Source organism: Brevibacillus sp. (assembly GCF_003521185.1).
Taxonomy (GTDB): Bacteria; Bacillota; Bacilli; order Brevibacillales; family Brevibacillaceae; genus Brevibacillus; species Brevibacillus parabrevis.
The window spans coordinates 24,769-43,595 of sequence record NZ_DOTK01000029.1; the positions used below are offsets into that span (position 1 = coordinate 24,769).

The window sequence follows — 18,827 nt, forward strand, 5'->3', positions numbered from 1 at the left end:
AACCTCCGTTTATTTACCCCGTTTTTGTCGGGAAGAGGTGATGCCTTGTTTCGATTTGAACAGGTGGATATTTTCCAATGCCCGACCTGTTCCGATCGCTACGCAATCCAGCGCATTTTCCGCAACGTGCACGGGCATACCTGTTTCCTTGCTGAGCAGACGATCCATGTTGCGCAGAAGCGCGCCACCACCTGTCAACACGATCCCGCGATCCATAATATCTGCCGCAAGTTCCGGCGGGCTCTTCTCCAAAGTCACCTTCACGGCTTCGATAATCGCTGCGACTGTCTCTGCCAGGGCTTCGGCAATTTCCGTGCTGCTGACAGAGAGCGTCTTAGGCAAGCCTGTTACGAGGTCGCGACCGCGAATATCGACGTTCTCCGGTTCTTCCGGTGCGATGGCGGAGCCAATCTCCAGCTTCAAGGTCTCTGCTGTGCGCTCCCCGATCATCAGGTTGTAGCGACGCTTGATGTACTGGATGATCGCCTCGTCCATCTCATCTCCAGCCACGCGGATGGAACGGGAAGTAACAATCCCGCCCAAAGAAATGATCGCTACTTCTGTCGTACCCCCCCCGATGTCGACAACCATGCTTCCGGTAGGCTCCCAAACAGGCAGATCGGCTCCGATAGCCGCTGCGAACGGTTCTTCAATCGTGTAAGCCTCGCGCGCACCAGCCTGCTTCGTCGCATCCTCAACGGCGCGCTTCTCTACAGCGGTAATGCCAGAAGGCACACAAACCATTACATTCGGGCGACGACTGAACAGGCCCTGGTTTTTTTGAGCCTGATTAATGAAATAACGCATCATCGTTGCTGTCGTGTCAAAATCTGCGATCACTCCGTCCTTCATCGGACGAACAGCCACGATGTTTCCAGGTGTACGGCCGATCATGCTTTTGGCCGCATTTCCCACCGCTTCAATAGAATTGTTGTTCGTGCGAATCGCTACTACAGAAGGTTCACGCACGACAATTCCTTTTCCCTTGACGAAAACAAGTGTATTGGCAGTGCCGAGGTCAATCCCCAAGTCACGTGTAAATCCACCAAACATAAAAAAACTCCTTCCAATAATATACAAATGACAAGCATTATTAACTCCTACAAGTACCCTTGCTCTTTTAAGCTGACGTACCTGCCATCCCCGATAATCACATGATCCAACAATGAAATCCCTACCAGTTCGCCCGCTTCACGCAATGTGTGCGTAATCGCGATATCTTCCCTGCTAGGTGTCGGATCTCCACTCGGATGGTTATGTAGGCAAATCACCGATGCGCTGCTACGACGGATCGCTTCTTTAAAGACTTCTCTAGGGTGTACGATGGAAGCGTCCAGACTGCCTACAAAAATAGTCTGCTTGCCAATCACGTGGTTCTTCGTATTTAGAAAGAGGCAGACAAAGTGCTCCTGTGTCAGATGAGCAAGCTCAGGCGACATCAGGTCAGCTACATCGCGCGGCAAACGGATGGAGGCACGGCTTATCCGCGGTATGCCCACCAAGCGGCGTCCGAGTTCAAAAGCGGCATGCAGTTCAACCGCTTTTACCTGGCCGATCCCCTTCAGTTCTCTCAGCTCAGCGTGAGAGGCTTGCGCCAATCCACGCAAGTCACCAAATTTGGCTAACAATCGCTGCGCCAACTGATAGGCTGTCTCCCGCTCGCTGCCTGTCCTCAGCAAAATGGCAAGAAGTTCTGTATCAGACAGATGGACCGCTCCTTCGCGAAGCAGTCGTTCACGTGGACGGTCATAGTAAGGGACGTTTTTGACGTCTGTTTTGTTACAGGTATTTGCTGCCATTTTTCGCCGCCTCCAGCCTCTTTCAAATTCGTCAACGGCTGGCTCTGATGAAGGTCATGGGGCGGTTGGCCGTTGTCACTTTTTAATAAAGCGAAACAACTTTACAAAATGGACATCCCGAAACGCGCAAGCAGATTGGAGGTCAAGCACAGCGGCAATCCGACTACCGTAAAGTAATCTCCGGTGATCCCCTCCACAATCGTGGCTCCGATTCCTTGAATCGCATAGGAGCCTGCCTTGTCCATCGGCTCCTTCGTTGCAATGTACGACTTGATCTCTGCTTCGCTCAACGGGCGAATCTTCACTTGGGTATGGCTATGCGCCACCTCAGAGCGTCCAGTCGCTGCGTCAATCAGGGCCACTCCGCTGTAAACGGTATGTTCTCGCCCCTGAAGCATGGACAGCATGCGAAACGCGTCCGCTTCGTCTTCTGGCTTGCCCAGTATTTGTCCATCCAGAACGACAATCGTGTCGGACCCGAGAACGACGCCTTCTGTCAAGCGATCGGCCACTGCATTTGCCTTGCGCAGAGACAGTTCTTCCACTACTTCTTTTGGAGACAAGCCTGGCGCAGTCGTCTCGTCGACATCGCTCGTCATTACCGTAAACGGAATCCCCAGCGCCTGCAACAGCTCTCTGCGGCGAGGCGATGATGAAGCAAGAATGAGAGTATCCTGTTTTTTCGTCGTCATTTTTCAACCTACTTTATCCGTCGATGTATCCAAAACGCGAGGGCAAGTCCCCCGATACTGGCTAGATTTAGTTTTACCTGAAAGTTCAGGTCGTACTTCAAAATTTCTAAATCTGCCGCAGGTGACCATGTGATCATCTTGCTTTTGGTCAAAAAAGGCACCCAGGGACCGAGAATTTCCCCGACGATGCTGCCAAACAGTAGACCACTTACCAGTAGAAACACGAGTGTAAGCGTTTCTTTCCCCATTCCTTTTCCCAACTCCCTTTTTAGAAGGGATTCTCTTTTTGCCAACCATAAGTTTAGCAAATGGGAAGGGGTGAAACAATCCCTGATTGCTCTTGGTAGTTACTGTATAAAAAGAAAAGGCCTCCTGCAAGAAATCTTGCGAAAGCCTGATCGCCACCTCATCGTTTCTCTCAACGCGCCAATTGCACCCAGCTCGCGTAGTTTTCCAAATAACCGAGCACGCCCGCCTGCACTTGCCACGCATACGATTCGGCGCTTTCTCCTTTTTTTCCCGCACTCGCTTCCGCCATCTTGTCGCGGGCTGCCAGTGCCTGATTGATCCCGTTTACCATTCCTTCAAAAAGCGGCTTCCACGCAGTCTGCACCTGAATCAGTCGGCTGTCCTCCAAAAATTGGCGATGCCACTCTTTCAGATCGGCTGTTTCCTGCGGAGTGGCAGACAGCTGTCCCGACGTAATGATCATTCCCGATTGCGCCGAAAGCGTCTTGGCGAGCTTCACGCCGTTGTCAAAAAACGCCTGCACTTTCTGCCCTTCTGCATCAGCAGCAGATTTGCTTACCGGGACTGCTCCCTGAAAAGCGGGAAACGCAAATTCTTTGACGTATACATCCATTCCTTTGTTTTTCAAACTGCTGGCAAAGCCCAGTACGGCGTCTCTGGTGGGGGCAGCAGCAGCGAACATATACTGTTTGCCTCCGTCTGTATCTTTGTACAGCAGGTGCGGAATCCCCGCCTTGGCCAGCGGCTCCACTGCGGATTGCTTGGAGGCGTCCGGTTGGAAGACACCTGCCTGTGCGACGAACATGCTGATTTGCGGCACCTGTAACGAAACATCGCGCTGTTCGCCAGCAGGCGCATTCTCGCCAGACGTTTTTGCACCTGTACCTGCCTCCTCAGACGAAGCAGGCGGCTTCTGCTCCTCGCTCGAATCGCTTTCGGTGTCTTGGGCCGTCAACGTTTGCACGGTATCGCTCAACACACTTCCATACGATTGCGAAAATTGTTCCTGCGAAAAAATGTTCAGCACCAAAAATCCGAAAAGAAGTCCGATTGCGACAGCCCCGCCCGTCGTCAAAGCCGTGCGCCAGATCGGTGCCTTGGGCCAGAACGACAGGAGCCGTTTGGCAGGCGTGTGACTGTAGCTGCCGTATGTTTCTGTTGTTTCTGTAACCTCTTCCTGCCACGGGATCTCTTCCGATGACTCGACTGCAATTGGCGTCACATCCCTGCTCGTCTCCCGCTGGGCTGCGCCTCTGAGCTGCATCATTCGTTCCCAGGCGTCGTTTTCCTTTTTCTGTGGCGGAATCACGGTTGGACCCTGAATTTTCACGCGCGGCGTGTCGTCTTTTGGCGTACGTTTTGCGCTTGCTTCCTGCTTTTGTGTCTCGCGTTTTTCGTCCCAAAACCTTCCATTCATCTTGACGGTTACATGATTTTTCTTTTCTCCGTTCACGCTCATGCCCTCCCAGCTTGCAGGCTCTTTGTACTAGCTTACGTCTGGGCGGGACGGGTTATGACTATGATCTAGCAAATCTAGCAAATTCTCTAGCAGTTTAAAATCCAGATCTTTCCAAAAAGCGGAAAAGCTGCTCGACAGTTACGCCTTTTTCGGGTCCCAGGTCAGCAACAGCCCGGCGTGGACAAGCCCTCCGCCAAATCCGTACAGCAAAATTTTGTCTCCCGCCTTTACCTTGCCCTCCTGAATGCCAAGCCCGAGCGCCAGCGGAATGGTAGCCGCCGATGTATTGCCGTAATAGGACAGACTGTACAACGTTTTCTCGATCGGAAAGCCGCTGCGCTCGCAAATCGATTCGATCATGCGCAGATTGGCGCTGTGCGGAATGAACCAGTCCACCTCGTCCAGCGTGATTCCCGCGCGGTCAACGACGGCTTGCATGCCGACTGGCACTGTCGTGACTGCCCACTTGTACACTTCCCTGCCGTTTTGGACGATGCAGCCCCCGCCCGTCAGTTGTTTGCCATCCATGTTTGTCGACAGCCCGGAGCGGTACACGTGGATTCCGCCATCTCCTTTGGAGCCTAAATAAGCTGCATGGAAACCGGGAGCCTCCTCGTCCGCCTCCACGAGGACAGCGCCTGCACCGTCGCCAAACAGGATGCAAGTCGTCCGGTCAGTGTAATCCGTCACTTTGGTCAATGTTTCGGCAGCTACTACCAGCACTTTGCGATGCAGTCCGGAGCTGATCATGGCATTCGCTGTGTGCAGTGCATAAGTAAAGCCTGCGCACGTAGCGGCAAGATCCATGGCCCCCGCCTGGGCGATGCCAAAATGAGCCTGGATTTGGCTCGCCACGCTGGGAAACGGATAGTCCGGGGTGCTGGTCGCAACCAGAATCAGATCGACGTCCGTCAGCTCTTTTTGATAGGTGTCCGCCATATTTTGCACAGCGGCAATCGCCAAGTCGCTTGTAAATTCATCGTCTGCCGCCATTCGCCGCTCATGTATTCCGGTGCGCTGCAAAATCCACTCGTCCGAAGTCTCGACCATTTTTTCCAGATCGGCATTGCGAAGCACACGGCTTGGCACATAAGTTCCAATCGCTGTGAGACGGGATGGTACAACACTTGTGTTCATCATATCGAATCATCACCTCGGTTTATTATAACCACATCATAACACTAGATATTATTATCTGGTACTAATTTTTATGTTTTTGTCCACCAAAAAAAGACCTGGCTCTTTGCGAAACCAGGTCTTTCACTGCGTATGCTTCTTATTTTTCCAGCTTTTCCGCCAACCAGTAGGCAGACTTCCAAATATCTCCCGCTCCCATGGTCAGCACCAGGTCACCTGCTTGCAATTCCTTGAACAGTTTTTCCTGCATCTGTTCCTTGGTCGGAATGTATTGCGCGCGCGGATGGCTGTTGGTCCTGATTTTTTGGACGAGCACCTCGGAAGTTACCCCTTCGATTTTGGCTTCTCCGGCCGGAGAGTAGATGTCTGTGACGATTACTTCATCAGCCTGGGCAAAAGCGCGACTGAACTCATCCATGAGGAAATACGTTCTCGTGTAGCGCTGCGGCTGGAACACCGCAATGACCCGACGGCCGGATGCTTTCGCCCCATTCAGTGTCGCGATGATCTCTGTCGGATGGTGCGCATAGTCATCGACTACCAAAATGTCGCGCGCTTCCCCGATGATCTGGAACCGCCGCTTCGCCCCGCGAAAAGATGTCAAAGCTCCTGCGATCTGCTCAAACGAAAGCCCGGCGTCCAGGCAGACGATGATGGCAGCGAGCGCATTGGCGATATTGTGTTTGCCCGGTACGGTAAGCGAGAGCGTGCCGAGCAGCTTTTCCTGGTGGTACACCTGGCATGTGCTGCAGCGATCTCCGCACTCGATTGCCTCGGCACGAAACTCGGCTTGCGTTGCAAACGACGGATCAATTGCATACGTTACCACTGTACCTGCAACGGAAGGCAGCACCTCGCGCACATGCGCGTCGTCGATGCACAAAATGGCTTTGCCGCCCGGCTTGAGATGGCTCAAAAACTGGACGTATGCCTTTTTCAAGTTGTTGAAATCGCCACCGAAGTGCTCCAGGTGATCCGGCTCGATGCTGGTCACAATCTCGTACATCGGTCGGTATTCCAGAAAAGAACCGTCGCTTTCATCCGCTTCCGCAATGACAAAATCACTCGTGCCAGCCTTGGCGTTCGTGCCTGCGTTCATCAGCTCGCCGCCGATAATAAAGGTCGGATCGACGCCGCACTCTTCCAGTACATGCGAAATCATGGACGTCGTAGTCGTTTTCCCGTGCGCGCCTGCAACAGCTACGCCTGTTCGTTCATTTAAAATCTGGGCAAGCATTTGGGAGCGGTGCATGACCGGAATCCCCAGCGCTTCCGCAGCGACTACCTCCGGATTATCCGGGGATATGCTGGTAGAGTAAACAATACTGTCTGCTCCCTCTACATGGGCAGCATTGTGGCCAATATGAACGACCGCCCCTCTCGCTTCCAGCTTCTTCGCCAAATCGTTCATGGCGACATCGGAGCCGGTTACCTTGTATCCAAGGTCGATCAAGACGCGGGCAATGGCACTCATGCCATATCCGCCGATGCCCACAAAGTGGACGTGCCTAGCCTGATCCACCCTATTCACCTGCCTCTTCTACTGTAGTGGGAAAGAATGCGCGCACTTGGGCGATGAAGTAGAGCGAACCGCAGACGACCAGCCAGTCATCCGCTTTCGCTGATTGCTTCTCCCGCATCCAAGAAAGGAGAAACGTTTGCCAGTCCGGGACGGCTTCGAGGTTTTCCTCTGCCCATCCACCTTGCAAAAACGCCTCGCGCAGCGTGCTTGCATCTGCTGCACGCGGAAAGTCAAATTCCGTTACGTATAAGGATTGGATTCGCTCCTTGAGGGGAGCGAGTGCTTTCGCCATCTCGGATAGCGGTTTATCAGCCAAGCCGGAAAAGAGCAGGTGCAGACCCGCATCGTTCGGCAAAAGCCGCTCCAGACTTTTGGCCAGCGCTTCCATTCCCTCCTGATTGTGCGCCCCGTCCAAGATCACAAGCGGTCTTGGCGAGACGACTTCTAGACGACCAGGCCAGCGTGTTTGTTGCAAGCCACGCGATATTTCTTCTTCTTCCAGCAAGAACGAAAAATAGTTGCGCAAGACATCAATGGTCATCAGAGCAATCGCTGCATTCGTCGTCTGGTGAATGCCGTTCATCGTCAAACGATAGATAGATTCATCGCGCCGATGGATGCTGCCGTAGCGGAAACGCTGCTGTCCCAGCTCTTCTTCTACCTGTTCGGCAAAAAAATGCTCGTGCAGGCTGTACAGCGTGCTTCGCGTCTCGCGAGCCCGCTCCTTGAACACAGCGAGAATTTCCTCTCGTGTCTCGCCAGTGATAACAGGCACGCCCGGCTTGATGATGCCAGCTTTTTCACGGGCGATGTCCTGCAGCGTATCGCCCAAAACTTGTGTATGATCCATGCCGATATTCGTGATGACAGAAACGAGCGGCAGGACGACATTGGTCGAATCGAGCCGACCCCCAAGCCCTGTTTCCCATACGACGACAGCTGGTCTCGCCACTCTCGAAAAATAGAGAATGGCGATCAGCGTAATGACTTCAAATTCGGTAGGCGAGCCAAAATCCGTCTCCTGCTCGCAGCGCTCGCTCAAGACTTTCACTTCATTCACCAGCGAGAGCAGATCAGCCTCGCTGATCATGCTCCCGTTGTAGCGAATGCGCTCGCGGAAATCTAGCAAATACGGCGAAGTGAACGTCCCGACACTGTAACCCGCCTCCATCAGCATTTGCGTCAGGAATGCGCATGTCGAGCCTTTTCCGTTGGTGCCTGCCACATGAATAAACGGGATTCTCCGTTCCGGATGACCCAGTTGCTCAAGTACCCACTGCATTCTCTCAAGCCCCGGCCGCTGGCCGAAGCGAAGCAGTCCATGCAGCCAGTCGAGCGCTTCTTTGTATTCAACAAATGATGCTTCTGCATGCATACTACAATGCTCCATTCTCAAAAATATGCGTTGGTACGGCGGATCATTCGCCTTTCAGTTCGGCAAGTCGCGCAATGACCTTATCGCGCTTCTCCATGTAGTCGGCCATCTTCGCCTTTTCCTCTTCCACTACTTTTTCCGGCGCTTTCGCCATGAAGCCAGCGTTGTTCAGCTTTTTCTCGATTCGCTCCACTTCACCGTTCAAGGTAGCCACCTCTTTGTCGAGACGCTTCAGCTCCTGCTCGATGTCAATCAGCCCAGCCAGCGGCAAGAACAGCTCTGCTCCTGTCACAACCGCAGACATTGCCTTCTCCGGCGTCGCCAGGTCCTGACTGATCGTCAATGTCTCCGGGTTGCAGAAACGCGCGATATACTCCTCGCCGCGAGCCAGACGCTCTGCCGAGATCGCATCGCTCGGCTTGATCATCAGCTCGATTTTCTTGGACATCGGCACGTTTACTTCCGCACGGATGTTGCGCACGCTGCGGATAATTTCCATCAGCAAGTTCATTTCGCCCTCTGCCTCAGCGAAAATCCACTGCTCATTGACCGCAGGCCAAGGAGCTACGGTAATGCTCTCGCCTTGGTGCGGCAACGCCTGCCAAATTTCCTCAGTGATGAATGGCATGAACGGGTGCAGCAGTTTGAGTGTTTGATCCAGCACGGTAACGAGTACCGATTGGGTCGTTTTCTTCGCTGCTTCGTCGTTTCCGTAGAGCGGCAGCTTCGCCATCTCGATGTACCTGTCGCACAGGTCATCCCAGATGAAGTTGTACAGCACGCGGCCCGCTTCGCCAAACTCAAATGCGTCGGACAGGCGCGTCACGTCAGCGATCGTCGCTTGCAGACGGGAGAGAATCCACTTGTCTGGCGTCGACAGCTCGCCGCTGAGATCAATATCGTCGTAAGTGAATCCGGTCAAGTTCATCAGGGCAAAACGCGAGGCGTTCCAAATCTTGTTCGCGAAGTTGCGGTTTGCCTCCACCTTTTCCCAGTAAAAGCGTTGGTCGTTCCCTGGCGAGTTTCCTGTTGCCAGTGTGAAACGCAGAGCGTCCGCGCCGTATTTTTCGATCACTTCCATCGGATCGACACCGTTTCCGAGCGACTTGGACATTTTGCGGCCTTCGGAGTCGCGGATAATGCCGTGAATCAGCACGGATTCAAACGGACTTTTTCCGGTAAATTCAAGACCGGAGAACATCATGCGCGCTACCCAGAAGAAAATGATGTCATATCCGGTAACCAGTACATTGGTCGGGTAGAAATACTTCATGTCCTCGGATTCTTCCGGCCAGCCGAGCGTGGAGAACGGCCACAGACCAGACGAGAACCACGTATCGAGAACGTCGTTGTCTTGCTCCAGCTTGTGGCTGTGGCAGCTCGGACATTCGCTTACATCGTCACGAGATACGACGGTTTCCCCGCAATCTGCGCAATACCAGGCAGGAATGCGGTGACCCCACCAGAGCTGGCGGGAAATGCACCAGTCGCGAATGTTTTCGATCCAGCGCAAGTAGTTCGTTTTGAAGCGCTCCGGAACGAACTTGACGCTTTCTTCGCTGTTGGAGTTGGCAAGCGCCAGGTCAGCCAATGGCTGCATTTTTACAAACCACTGGGTAGACAGGTACGGTTCCACGACAGCATCGCTGCGCTCACTGTGACCTACCTGGTGAATGTGCTCCTCTACCTTGAACATTACGCCTTGCTCTGTCAAATCTTTAATGATTTGCTTGCGGCACGCAAAACGGTCCAGACCTTTGTAAATGCCTGCCTGTTCGTTCATCGTTCCGGTTTCGTCCATGACGACGATTTGCGGCAACTGATGGCGAAGTCCCAGTTCAAAGTCGTTCGGATCGTGCGCAGGCGTGATTTTTACCGCGCCGGAACCGAACTCGGGATCGACATACGTGTCTGCTACGATCGGGATTTCCCGGCCGACAATCGGCAAAATGACCATTTTTCCGATCAAATGCTTGTAGCGCTCGTCTTCCGGATGGACAGCGACTGCCGTATCACCGAGCATCGTTTCCGGACGAGTGGTCGCTACTTCGATGTAGCCAGTACCGTCAGCCAGCGGATAACGCATGTGGTGAAGCGCGCCTTTTACTTCTTTATAAATAACTTCGATATCGGACAGAGCCGTACGGGCAGCCGGGTCCCAGTTGATGATGCGGTTGCCGCGGTAGATCAGCCCTTTTTCGTACAGGCGGACGAATACTTCGCGCACCGCTTTGGACAAGCCTTCATCCATCGTGAAACGCTCGCGGGAGTAATCCAGGGCAAGACCGAGCTTTTCCCACTGCTCGCGAATGTGCGAAGCGTAAATATGCTTCCATTCCCATACTTTTTCGATGAACTTGTCACGGCCGAGGTCGTGGCGGGAGATTCCTTCTTCGCGCAAAGTCGCTTCTACACGGGCTTGTGTGGCGATCCCTGCGTGGTCCATCCCTGGCAAGAACAGCGTGCTGTACCCTTGCATCCGTTTGGCGCGCGTGATGATATCTTGAAGCGTCGTATCAAGCGCGTGGCCCAAATGCAGCTTGCCTGTTACGTTCGGAGGCGGGATGACGATTGTGAACGGACGCTTCGCCGGGTCGCGTTCCGCCTTGAAAAACTGCTTTTCGATCCAGTACGGATACCATTTGCTCTCTGCTGCCTTCGGATCGTAGTTCTTCGGCAGCAATTGGTCGATGTCGGTTGTTGGCTGATTTGACATAGTTAGGTCCTCCTCTAGAAAAAATAAAAAAACCCTTCATCCAAAGGACGAAAGGATTTCATTTCGCGGTACCACCTTTGTTAACAGACGACAGGCAAAACTGCCCATCGCAAGTTCCCTCAAACAAGATAACGGCTGCGAACCGCTTTCGGCTAGACACATCGTGTTCACCAAAAACAACTCCCGGGCGACCTTCAGTCCATTGTCTCCTTAGAGAATCTTCCAGCAACTGATTCTCCTCTCTGTAAAAGGGCTCCTGACCTACTCTTCCCGATCATCATTGATACGATATGTAGTTGTGGGATCATTGCCTTTGCTTATTATATACAATCACGCTGTTTGGCGTCAAACCCGGTTTCGCCTACTTTTCCGACCGTAATGCCCAGCGCCTCGGTAAAGCCCAGTACACTTAAAATGTCCAAAATTTCTTCCCGGACATTGACAATCTCTACCTGTTTGCCAGAGGCAAGCAATTCTTTCGTTGTGAAATACAGACTGCCAATACCGGAAGAATCTACAAAGGATACACCATGAAAATCGACAGTCACGGAATGGTTTCGCCCTCCGTATTGCTGGAGCAGTTCACCCACTCGATCTCCCACCGCCATGTCCAGCTCTCCAGCGAAAAACAGCGTCGCCTGTCCGTTCGTCTCTGTTGCTCGGTAGTCCATGCTCAAACTCCTCTCAATAGGTATCGGTACACCTGATTCTTTTCTCTCTCTCATGTTACCCGGTTCACTCCACTTGCAAACATTTGGTATTTTCCCCAATGTTCATCAGCTTGGCAACGCACTCTCCAAAATAAGCTTGGTCCCTTGTGCTGTGCTGCTCAAATAAATGCGATCGCAGTATTGCAGCATGACATGAAAGCCCGCACCGAGGGAATTTCGCGTCGAAAATCCTTGCTGCAACGTCGCTCGCGGCAAGTCCTCCAGCAAAATCCCCTGCCCCTGGTCGTGAATGACAACCCGGCAAAGCCCCAAATCGTTTGCTATGTACAAAGTAATCGTTCCACCGCTTCCATGCTTGAGTGTATTCGAAGCCGCTTCGTTAACCGCCACCAAAAATTGCAGCAATCGGTTGGCAACAAGCCCCAACGGCTCAAGAGCACGCTTGAACGCTCGCCTGAGCAAAGCCAGATCGCCCGGCTCCTTGATGTCCATCGCCAGCGATTTCCGGCCCTCCCGCAGCAAAAAAAACAGCTCTTCGTCGCTTAGCAGCAGCAGCTTTCCGGCGGTAACCACCCCTAAAATATCGCGGTAAATCTCCCATTCGCGCCGCTTTCTCATCCGTTCTTCCGCGATAGCTGCCGTGACATCGATCAGGGCAATCCCACAGGTACGGTCCGGGAGATCGGAAACATACATCTCGAATACTTTTTTCCCGTCGCCGCTGACGATCTGCTCCCGCAGCGATTCGCCTGCACCACGAACAGCCGCTTCGTTGATCAGACGCTGCATCTGTGTCTCGACATCCGGATCTGCCCGACTCGATCCAAGCGGGCGGATGTTTCCGTCATCAAAAAGATAGAGGAAGATCGATTCGATTTGCCGCAGGATTGACAGCTTTTGCAGTTCCTGTTTAATCAGCCGTCCTCGCTCGTCGTCGCGATCCTTCCAATTAGTTAATACGTCTGTAGGGTCCAATTCGCCACGCAAATGCCAGGTGTGAAATTCTTCCAGAAGCAATCGCTCCAGAACTTCTTCTTTGCGCAAAACCTTCTCGATATCAACGACATAGTAAGGAACACCGTTGATTCCCTGTAGCCCGCTGCCGATAATGCGAAAATCGAAAGCGAGCTCGACCTCCATGCGTCCATGCAATTGTTTGGACGGACTAAGCAGGCCGATAGCTGTCCGGCTGACTGCTATCAATTGCGCTTGACTTGTTTCCATTGTCGCAAGCTCCGTCACTTTTACCTTGCGCGGCGGCAGCACTTTTTGAGCGGACCCGCCAGAACGGAGCTCCAGAAGACAGTTGCGACAAGAGGGATTGTCCGGACACTGTTCACACAGAATCACCGTTCATCCTCCTATTCACGGGCGCTTCAGCTCGGGTACTCCCAACAGTACAGGAGTTTCCTTTCCTCTATGTCCGGCAGAAGAGCCGGACTGAAACTGCAAAATCAAAACGGATATGTCATCGGTTTGCTGGCCTTGGCGCATCATCGCCCACAGGTACGATTCCACACGCTCAATCGTCTCTTCACTGCCCGGCTCGTGCTCGTCCAAAAGAACAGCAAGTTCTTCGAGCAAACCGTGAGAGCTTCGCAGCACATCTTTTCTTCCCGTATCCAATAATCCATCTGTGTATAGTAGTAGTATACCCTCTTCTTTCAAGGGTACTTCCTCAAGCTGATAGGTGCTATCCGCCAAAAGCCCTAGTCCTACGCCCCCGTTGCAGCGCAGAACCGCTTTTTTCGTCGCCGACAAATAGAGCGGCTGCGGATGGCCTGCCCTGGCAAGCAAAATTTTGTGCTGGACAGAGTCGTAGACGGCGACCAGCATGGTAATGTACGAGCGCGTTTTGGCCAAATCAGTATACAGCAGCTGATTCAACCGCTGCAAAATGTCGTCCGGCGACGCATTGTTTTGCAGCACCGCCCTTACGGCAATGCGAATGCCTGTCGCCCAAATGCTCGCAGGCAGACCGTGCCCGGATACGTCCGCTACAATAAAACAAGTGTAGCGTTCATCAATCGGGACAAAATCAATGTAATCTCCGCCTACGTAAGTGACCGGAACAAAAACGGTTCTGGCGCGCAATCCGTCCACCCGCCATTCCTCTTTCGGAATCAGCATGGACTGGATTCTGCGAGCCAAGCCCATCTCCAGCTCAAGCTCTTTCAGCTCTGACGACTGGTGCTCATGCAGGCAGCGCAAGATCAATCCCCGCACGGTCACGAGCAGCAGTTGGAAAAACGATTGCTCCAGCTCTTTTGTTTCCATATCGTACTCGTTGCATACAGTCTGAGCCAACAGCCTGACATAGCGGGGTGTCTTGGCGGTGTCCCACTGCTCCGAGACGACAATCCGCTCCTCGACAAAGTGCGCAGCGCCATGGTCGTCGCGTCTGCCCCGCTCCATGTGAAAATAAACATCCCCGTGCTCGGACTCCCAACTGATGCCAATGTAAGCAAGTGTTTTGATTTGATGAAACCAGACATCTACAAGCTCAGTCGTTATGCGGTGAATGCTATCGTAATGGACGTCGCTCACGCTGATTTTGTTGCTCGCAATCAGCAATTCCTCGTAATTTTGCTTGAGTTCCTCAACGAGAGACAGCTGATTGTTCATCCACTCCGTATGGGCGAGCTGCTGGGTAAGCCTCGATTCCAGAGAGCTGACCGACGATAGCGTCTCCGACATGAGATGCTGGTTGTCCCTATTGTTTAAGTATGTCCGAACGCTCGTATAGCCAACAGCTATAGCCAATCCTACTTTAGCATAAAACGGCATTTCCGGCAGCGCAAGCAAGGAAGCGGTGATGACCAGAAGAATCACCTGCACGATGCCTGTGTGCTGCCTTGTGCTCATTTGCCAGTCCATTAAAAGCTGGGCACCCTTGATTTGCGTTTTCGCGCGCAGCGGTCTGTGCGTCAAAAGCAAAAAGAGCAAGGAAACGATGCCCGCCAGATAAGTCCCTGAACAAAACGGCACCCCTAGCCCGTGACCGATCCAGGCGAAAGCAAGAACGAGCAAACTGCCAAGTCCCCAGGCAATCAGTCCGATCCCTTGCAAAAAAGAAATGTCAAACCATCTATGCGGTTGCCGCTGCAAGCCGCACGATAAGAAAATCAAATACACACCTATACCTATCCCTGACAAGTAGAGTGCTATTTTCCAGATCATTCGCTCACCTTTACACGTTCGTCCTAGCCTTCCTGCCCTATACGTTCCCGTTTCCTCCCATTCTCAAACCCATATGTTCAAATATACGTAAACAAGAAAGAAATCTCGTTTTTTCGCTGCGGAAATCTAGGCACTGACCCAGCCCACCTCGCATATGCTGAAATGAGGTGATAACGATGATGAATTTTCGCTGGAAGTACAACCCTACCTACCTGCGAATCAAATATGGATGCAAGCAAGTGTTGATTCCCTTGATGATTTTTCAGTTCATCCGCACCGTCCTGTTTCCCACCTCGTTTGACGTGATCCTTCTCGGCCTGCTCGCCCTTTTGTACGTGGCGATCGTGCTGGAGTGGCTGTAAATGCAAAAAGCAACGCCCCACCTTTGTGAGACGTTGCTCGTCAAAAAGCTTGCTGGACCCAACGGTGCAACCGCATCAGACGGTCCATATCTTTTTCCAGGCGCTTCACCGCGTACAGCTCACTCCAATCTTTGCGATTGTGGTAATAGACGTCGATGTCCCTCATGATTCGTTCCGGGTACGACAGGAACGCTGCCAACAGCTCGATTTCTTCCGGTCGCAAGGGAAAAATGGCTGCGTAGCGATGGTACAGCTGGGAGGCGCCTGCTTCATCCCCCGCCAGTTGAAAATACGTCCGGTAAAACAGGGTGAGGTCGCGCACAGGCGTGTCAAAGCTGGCTCGGTCAAAATTGAGCAGCTTTCCCTTCCCCGAGCGATCCGGCACGATATGCGCGGGGTGCGGATAGCCGTGAATCAGCGACAGGCGAAAATGCGCGTGTGTCTCATGCCGTTCTTTCCAGTCGGTCAAAAGGTCAGTGGCTGTCTGGCTCATCTCCGTCACAAACGCTTTGTTTGCCAAAAAGACGAGGTCGAACGGAGAAGGATACTGCCGCCCTCCCGCCACTTCCGCCGCCTTTTCCATCTGGCCTTGCCAATACTGCCAACGGTTCAGCAGCGAGTCGATCAGCGGCTCTACCTGTCTCGGATCATCGAAGCGATAGTTTTGCGTCAGATGATGAAGCTCGGCCAGCCGCTCGATGGCTGGAGTTGCCCACGCCAGCGGCTGCTCTGTCCACTCCTCGCTCCCCGGCTGCCAGGGCGTCACATAGTACACCGCATCCCCCAGCACAATAAACGGGTCATCGAATTTCGTATACGTAAAAGGAACCGCTCCATCCCAGCCTCGCTGCTGCAGCTGGCGCAGCATGTCGCTTACGAAAACGAGCCGCTTGGCAGACACGTTCGCCCGCTTGCAGACGTAAGAGCCGTAGGGAGTCGTCGCCTTGAATACGTTTGGTTCTTTTAGAAGATCGATGCTCTGCGCGTACATATCGTACTCTTGAAACAACGGATAAACATCGTCATATCGGCTCATCTACTCCCTCCCTCCTCGTCTGCTCAGCCCGGTACGCAATGTGCTGAAGCAACTGGTCTACCGACTCTTGAATGCGCAGCGCCTGCTCGATCGCTTTTACCGATGCTTCTTCCCTGTTCGCAATCCGTCTGGTGTAGGCTTCCATGCTTTTGTACACTTCGCGAGGACGAGCCATAAAAGCGAGCATGACGGTGTAATCTCCGTAGGTGAGCGGCTTGACCTCCTCGTATCCGTCGAGAAAAGCGTCAATTTGCCCCAGATCTTTATGCGTCAAGTAATGATCCCGCAGAAAACTCGCCACGTCTCTTTGCTGAACGGACAAGGCTGGCCGGAAAAAGCCCCTCAGGTACAGCTCGCCTTTCACCATGCCCCAATTGTCCCGCAGCAGCTCCCGATGCGACACACTGACGGTTTCCGGCGTAATACTCGGATGAGTGAGCATGGCCGAAGAGCGCTCCATTCGCTGAAGCATCGGCTGCATCAACTCTGCTACCCATCTTTTTTCTCCCGGCTCGCGTCCGTGTTTGTTCCGAAACGCTTCTGCGAACGCCTTGGCCTTCGTCCATTTGGCATCTGCACCGATTTGCTCTTGCTTCAAGTAATCGATCCCCGACAAGATGGGACTTTCCTGTTGAGACAAGTGCATCATGCCAATGACTCGGCCACACCTGTAAGCCCATTCCGTCCCAGGCTCGCACGCTTCGATGTGCCGGGCGTGGTCGGTCATGGTGACGCCACGCTTGCCTACAACCAGAAACGGCTTGGTCTCTCGCGTACGTATGAACCTTTCCACTACGCGAAACCCCTGACGAGCCAATCGCTCGCGCCAGGCAAACGACCAGCGCATCACATCCACACGCGGCCAGACGTGGAGTTCCTTGGGGCCCCGGTTAGTCTCCAGTAAATAGCAGTCATCGAGCGGCGTGATTCGAATCACGCGCGCCCGATAATGCTGGCAAACTTCGGAGAGATCGATCTTATCCACGGTCCCCCACTCCTTTATTGCGGGATGTACAAAATTTGTCCCGCGACAACCTGTTCGGAAGCGAGCCTGTTCACTTCCACGATTTTGGACACTGGCAACGAATAGCGCTGGGAAATATGCTCCAGCGTCTCGTCACGCTGAATGATGCACATCTTCAACTGGCTTGTGCTCTCTTCCTTGCGCCGCACGAACGAGGTGAGATTATGCATCGCCTCCATCGTCCCGGGACTCGCCCCCACTGAAGAGCCGTGGCGGGAGGTGCTGGACGAGGACTCCGCTTCGCTGGCTTGCGCTTCCTGTTTGGCGCGACTGGCTTGCGAAAAGATGGTGGTGATGTTGACATTGGCCTTCTCTTCGCGGGAAGCCTTGCCGGAAATGGCTACTTTCAGCTCTGTCTCTTCCACCACTTCTGGCTGCGCAATCACTGGCTCTGCTTCCTCTTCCTCGAGGTCGGCATGCACTTCTTGTACGGCATTCGCATCGTAGGCAGACTCGTCAGGCTCACTCGCTACCGGAGCGTAATCAATCTCGTTCTGTTCGTGGATGGCAAGCACAGGTTCATCCGCGTCATGCTGTTTTCTCTCCTGCTCGCGGGCCTGAACATCCTGATAGGCAAGCGCATCGTACGCAGGGGAGTCGTACTGAGCCTCAGCCTGACCGTGCGTTTCGTAAGCGGCAGGATCGGCCATCCACGCTTTTTGCGGCTCACTTTGCGCCACCTCCTGCACCTCGCCATAATGTTCCTGCACTTCCCCGTATTGCGACGGGATATCCTCAGGATCGCTGTAGGCAATCGCGGGAGCGTCGAAAACGGACGGCGATTCAGTCGAGTCATAAGAAGCTGGCAATGCCTGCCGTTCCAGTTCTGCTTCGAGCGCACTCAGCTTTTCCTCGATTTCGTCCAGAGAGGCAGGTGAAGCGTACTCCTGATACGATTCGTCCGTCGCATGGGCGTATTCCCAGGCTCTCGCTTCCTCTGCAGCCGGTTCCTGATCGGCTGACGCTGGCTGGGCAGCCTGTTGTTCGCCCAAAAGAATCCCCATGATTTTCAAATCTGCATCAATCAGCATTTGATGCGGAGATTCCAGCTTGTAATCAAAGCTGTCTACAATCGCGTAAATGTCGCCAATTTCCGCAATCCGGTCCAACGGAATCGTAATGTTCAACGGGATGCGATGGCCGATTTGCTCCTCCCAGCCGTACTGCACCTCTTCCGACGCTTCCTGACGAAACGGCGGAAAAGTTACTGCCTCAACCAGAGTTTCCGTTCCGCCGCTGTTCGCTTCTGCGGCCTCCCTGATCGGCTCGTATTTTCCTACCAATTGCAAGCAACCCGTGATCGAGACATACGAATCGTTTTCCAGAACCTCGACATCAGGCACCAGTTCCAGCTCTTGCAATTCGCCGATTCCGGCTCTATCGGATGAGAGGAAAATGGTCTCCTTGATGGCAAACGAAAGCAGCCCATCCTGTAACGCCATTCGTGCTCCTCCTTTTCGAAAACTTGGGCTCCGCCAAGCTTTTTTTGGGCGATGCCTTTGATGCGCCAAGGTCGATACGAGTTGTACAGGCATCCGATCGACCGAGTGCAGGACATTTCCCTATACTATATGGACAGGACGAGCCGTTTAGCACCGAAAAAAG

General features: G+C 53.3%; 16 protein-coding genes and 1 other annotated feature. Of the genes, 1 reads left to right on the top strand and 15 read right to left on the bottom strand.

The window, feature by feature from the left end; genetic code table 11:
- Positions 1-9: 9 nt before the first annotated feature.
- From DEP07_RS06930 to DEP07_RS06985, 12 genes are all read right to left on the bottom strand, one after another.
- Positions 10-1,053, bottom strand: coding sequence for a rod shape-determining protein (locus tag DEP07_RS06930; protein WP_063230168.1), 1,044 nt, complete (start codon positions 1,051-1,053; stop codon positions 10-12).
- 47 nt (positions 1,054-1,100) lie between these two features.
- Positions 1,101-1,799: a RadC family protein gene (gene radC / locus DEP07_RS06935; protein WP_122964235.1), complete on the bottom strand. Its 699-nt coding sequence runs from the start codon at positions 1,797-1,799 to the stop codon at positions 1,101-1,103.
- Positions 1,800-1,900: 101 nt separating this feature from the next.
- Positions 1,901-2,491, bottom strand: a complete 591-nt coding sequence (locus DEP07_RS06940; protein WP_287102300.1) for a Maf family protein — start codon at positions 2,489-2,491, stop codon at positions 1,901-1,903.
- An 8-nt stretch (positions 2,492-2,499) separates the two neighbouring features.
- Positions 2,500-2,739 carry a DUF4321 domain-containing protein gene (locus DEP07_RS27745; RefSeq protein WP_122964237.1) on the bottom strand — a complete coding sequence of 80 codons (240 nt, stop codon included), beginning with the start codon at positions 2,737-2,739 and terminating at the stop codon, positions 2,500-2,502.
- A 170-nt stretch (positions 2,740-2,909) separates the two neighbouring features.
- Positions 2,910-4,193 (bottom strand): hypothetical protein, encoded by a 1,284-nt coding sequence (locus DEP07_RS06950; protein ID WP_122964238.1) that lies wholly within the window; start codon positions 4,191-4,193, stop codon positions 2,910-2,912.
- Positions 4,194-4,337: 144 nt separating this feature from the next.
- On the bottom strand, positions 4,338-5,339 hold the full coding sequence (locus DEP07_RS06955; protein ID WP_173597475.1) for a ketoacyl-ACP synthase III: 1,002 nt from the start codon (positions 5,337-5,339) through the stop codon (positions 4,338-4,340).
- A 136-nt stretch (positions 5,340-5,475) separates the two neighbouring features.
- Positions 5,476-6,858 carry a UDP-N-acetylmuramate--L-alanine ligase gene (murC, locus tag DEP07_RS06960; protein ID WP_122964240.1) on the bottom strand — a complete coding sequence of 461 codons (1,383 nt, stop codon included), beginning with the start codon at positions 6,856-6,858 and terminating at the stop codon, positions 5,476-5,478.
- Between the two features lies 1 nt (position 6,859).
- Positions 6,860-8,233 (bottom strand): bifunctional folylpolyglutamate synthase/dihydrofolate synthase, encoded by a 1,374-nt coding sequence (locus DEP07_RS06965; RefSeq protein WP_122964241.1) that lies wholly within the window; start codon positions 8,231-8,233, stop codon positions 6,860-6,862.
- Positions 8,234-8,276: 43 nt separating this feature from the next.
- Positions 8,277-10,949 (bottom strand): valine--tRNA ligase, encoded by a 2,673-nt coding sequence (locus DEP07_RS06970; protein ID WP_287102301.1) that lies wholly within the window; start codon positions 10,947-10,949, stop codon positions 8,277-8,279.
- A gap of 40 nt (positions 10,950-10,989) precedes the next feature.
- Positions 10,990-11,236 (bottom strand) — a binding site (T-box leader).
- Positions 11,237-11,269: 33 nt separating this feature from the next.
- On the bottom strand, positions 11,270-11,620 hold the full coding sequence (locus DEP07_RS06975; protein WP_063230159.1) for an STAS domain-containing protein: 351 nt from the start codon (positions 11,618-11,620) through the stop codon (positions 11,270-11,272).
- 105 nt (positions 11,621-11,725) lie between these two features.
- Positions 11,726-12,970, bottom strand: a complete 1,245-nt coding sequence (locus tag DEP07_RS06980) for an ATP-binding protein (RefSeq protein ID WP_122964243.1) — start codon at positions 12,968-12,970, stop codon at positions 11,726-11,728.
- Positions 12,971-12,985: 15 nt separating this feature from the next.
- Positions 12,986-14,800: a PP2C family protein-serine/threonine phosphatase gene (locus DEP07_RS06985; protein ID WP_242772029.1), complete on the bottom strand. Its 1,815-nt coding sequence runs from the start codon at positions 14,798-14,800 to the stop codon at positions 12,986-12,988.
- A 176-nt stretch (positions 14,801-14,976) separates the two neighbouring features.
- Here DEP07_RS06985 and DEP07_RS06990 point away from each other — a divergent pair, with 176 nt between their 5' ends.
- Complete coding sequence (locus DEP07_RS06990) at positions 14,977-15,162, top strand: hypothetical protein (protein WP_063230156.1); 186 nt, start codon at positions 14,977-14,979, stop codon at positions 15,160-15,162.
- Between the two features lie 40 nt (positions 15,163-15,202).
- Here the strand turns inward: DEP07_RS06990 and DEP07_RS06995 are convergent, their stop codons facing one another.
- From DEP07_RS06995 to DEP07_RS07005, 3 genes are read right to left on the bottom strand one after another with little or no spacing between them, the layout of a single operon-like run.
- Positions 15,203-16,198: a hypothetical protein gene (locus DEP07_RS06995; RefSeq protein ID WP_122964244.1), complete on the bottom strand. Its 996-nt coding sequence runs from the start codon at positions 16,196-16,198 to the stop codon at positions 15,203-15,205.
- Positions 16,185-17,183 (bottom strand): phosphotransferase, encoded by a 999-nt coding sequence (locus DEP07_RS07000; protein WP_122964245.1) that lies wholly within the window; start codon positions 17,181-17,183, stop codon positions 16,185-16,187. The genes DEP07_RS06995 and DEP07_RS07000 overlap by 14 nt, the downstream gene beginning before the upstream one ends.
- A 14-nt stretch (positions 17,184-17,197) precedes the next feature.
- On the bottom strand, positions 17,198-18,664 hold the full coding sequence (locus DEP07_RS07005; protein WP_173597478.1) for a LysM peptidoglycan-binding domain-containing protein: 1,467 nt from the start codon (positions 18,662-18,664) through the stop codon (positions 17,198-17,200).
- Between the last annotated feature and the right edge of the window lie 163 nt (positions 18,665-18,827).

What these genes read in the sequence shown, in the direction of transcription:
- DEP07_RS27745 (WP_122964237.1), bottom strand. Translation starts at nt 2,739, where the DNA reads ATGGGGAAAGAAACGCTTACACTCGTGTTTCTACTGGTAAGTGGTCTA.
- DEP07_RS06990 (WP_063230156.1), top strand. Translation starts at nt 14,977, where the DNA reads ATGATGAATTTTCGCTGGAAGTACAACCCTACCTACCTGCGAATCAAA.
- DEP07_RS06965 (WP_122964241.1), bottom strand. Translation starts at nt 8,233, where the DNA reads ATGCATGCAGAAGCATCATTTGTTGAATACAAAGAAGCGCTCGACTGG.
- DEP07_RS06930 (WP_063230168.1), bottom strand. Translation starts at nt 1,053, where the DNA reads ATGTTTGGTGGATTTACACGTGACTTGGGGATTGACCTCGGCACTGCC.
- DEP07_RS06985 (WP_242772029.1), bottom strand. Translation starts at nt 14,800, where the DNA reads ATGATCTGGAAAATAGCACTCTACTTGTCAGGGATAGGTATAGGTGTG.
- DEP07_RS06955 (WP_173597475.1), bottom strand. Translation starts at nt 5,339, where the DNA reads ATGATGAACACAAGTGTTGTACCATCCCGTCTCACAGCGATTGGAACT.
- DEP07_RS07005 (WP_173597478.1), bottom strand. Translation starts at nt 18,664, where the DNA reads ATGGCGTTACAGGATGGGCTGCTTTCGTTTGCCATCAAGGAGACCATT.
- DEP07_RS06975 (WP_063230159.1), bottom strand. Translation starts at nt 11,620, where the DNA reads ATGGACTACCGAGCAACAGAGACGAACGGACAGGCGACGCTGTTTTTC.
- DEP07_RS06995 (WP_122964244.1), bottom strand. Translation starts at nt 16,198, where the DNA reads ATGAGCCGATATGACGATGTTTATCCGTTGTTTCAAGAGTACGATATG.
- DEP07_RS06970 (WP_287102301.1), bottom strand. Translation starts at nt 10,949, where the DNA reads ATGTCAAATCAGCCAACAACCGACATCGACCAATTGCTGCCGAAGAAC.
- DEP07_RS06940 (WP_287102300.1), bottom strand. Translation starts at nt 2,491, where the DNA reads ATGACGACGAAAAAACAGGATACTCTCATTCTTGCTTCATCATCGCCT.
- radC (WP_122964235.1), bottom strand. Translation starts at nt 1,799, where the DNA reads ATGGCAGCAAATACCTGTAACAAAACAGACGTCAAAAACGTCCCTTAC.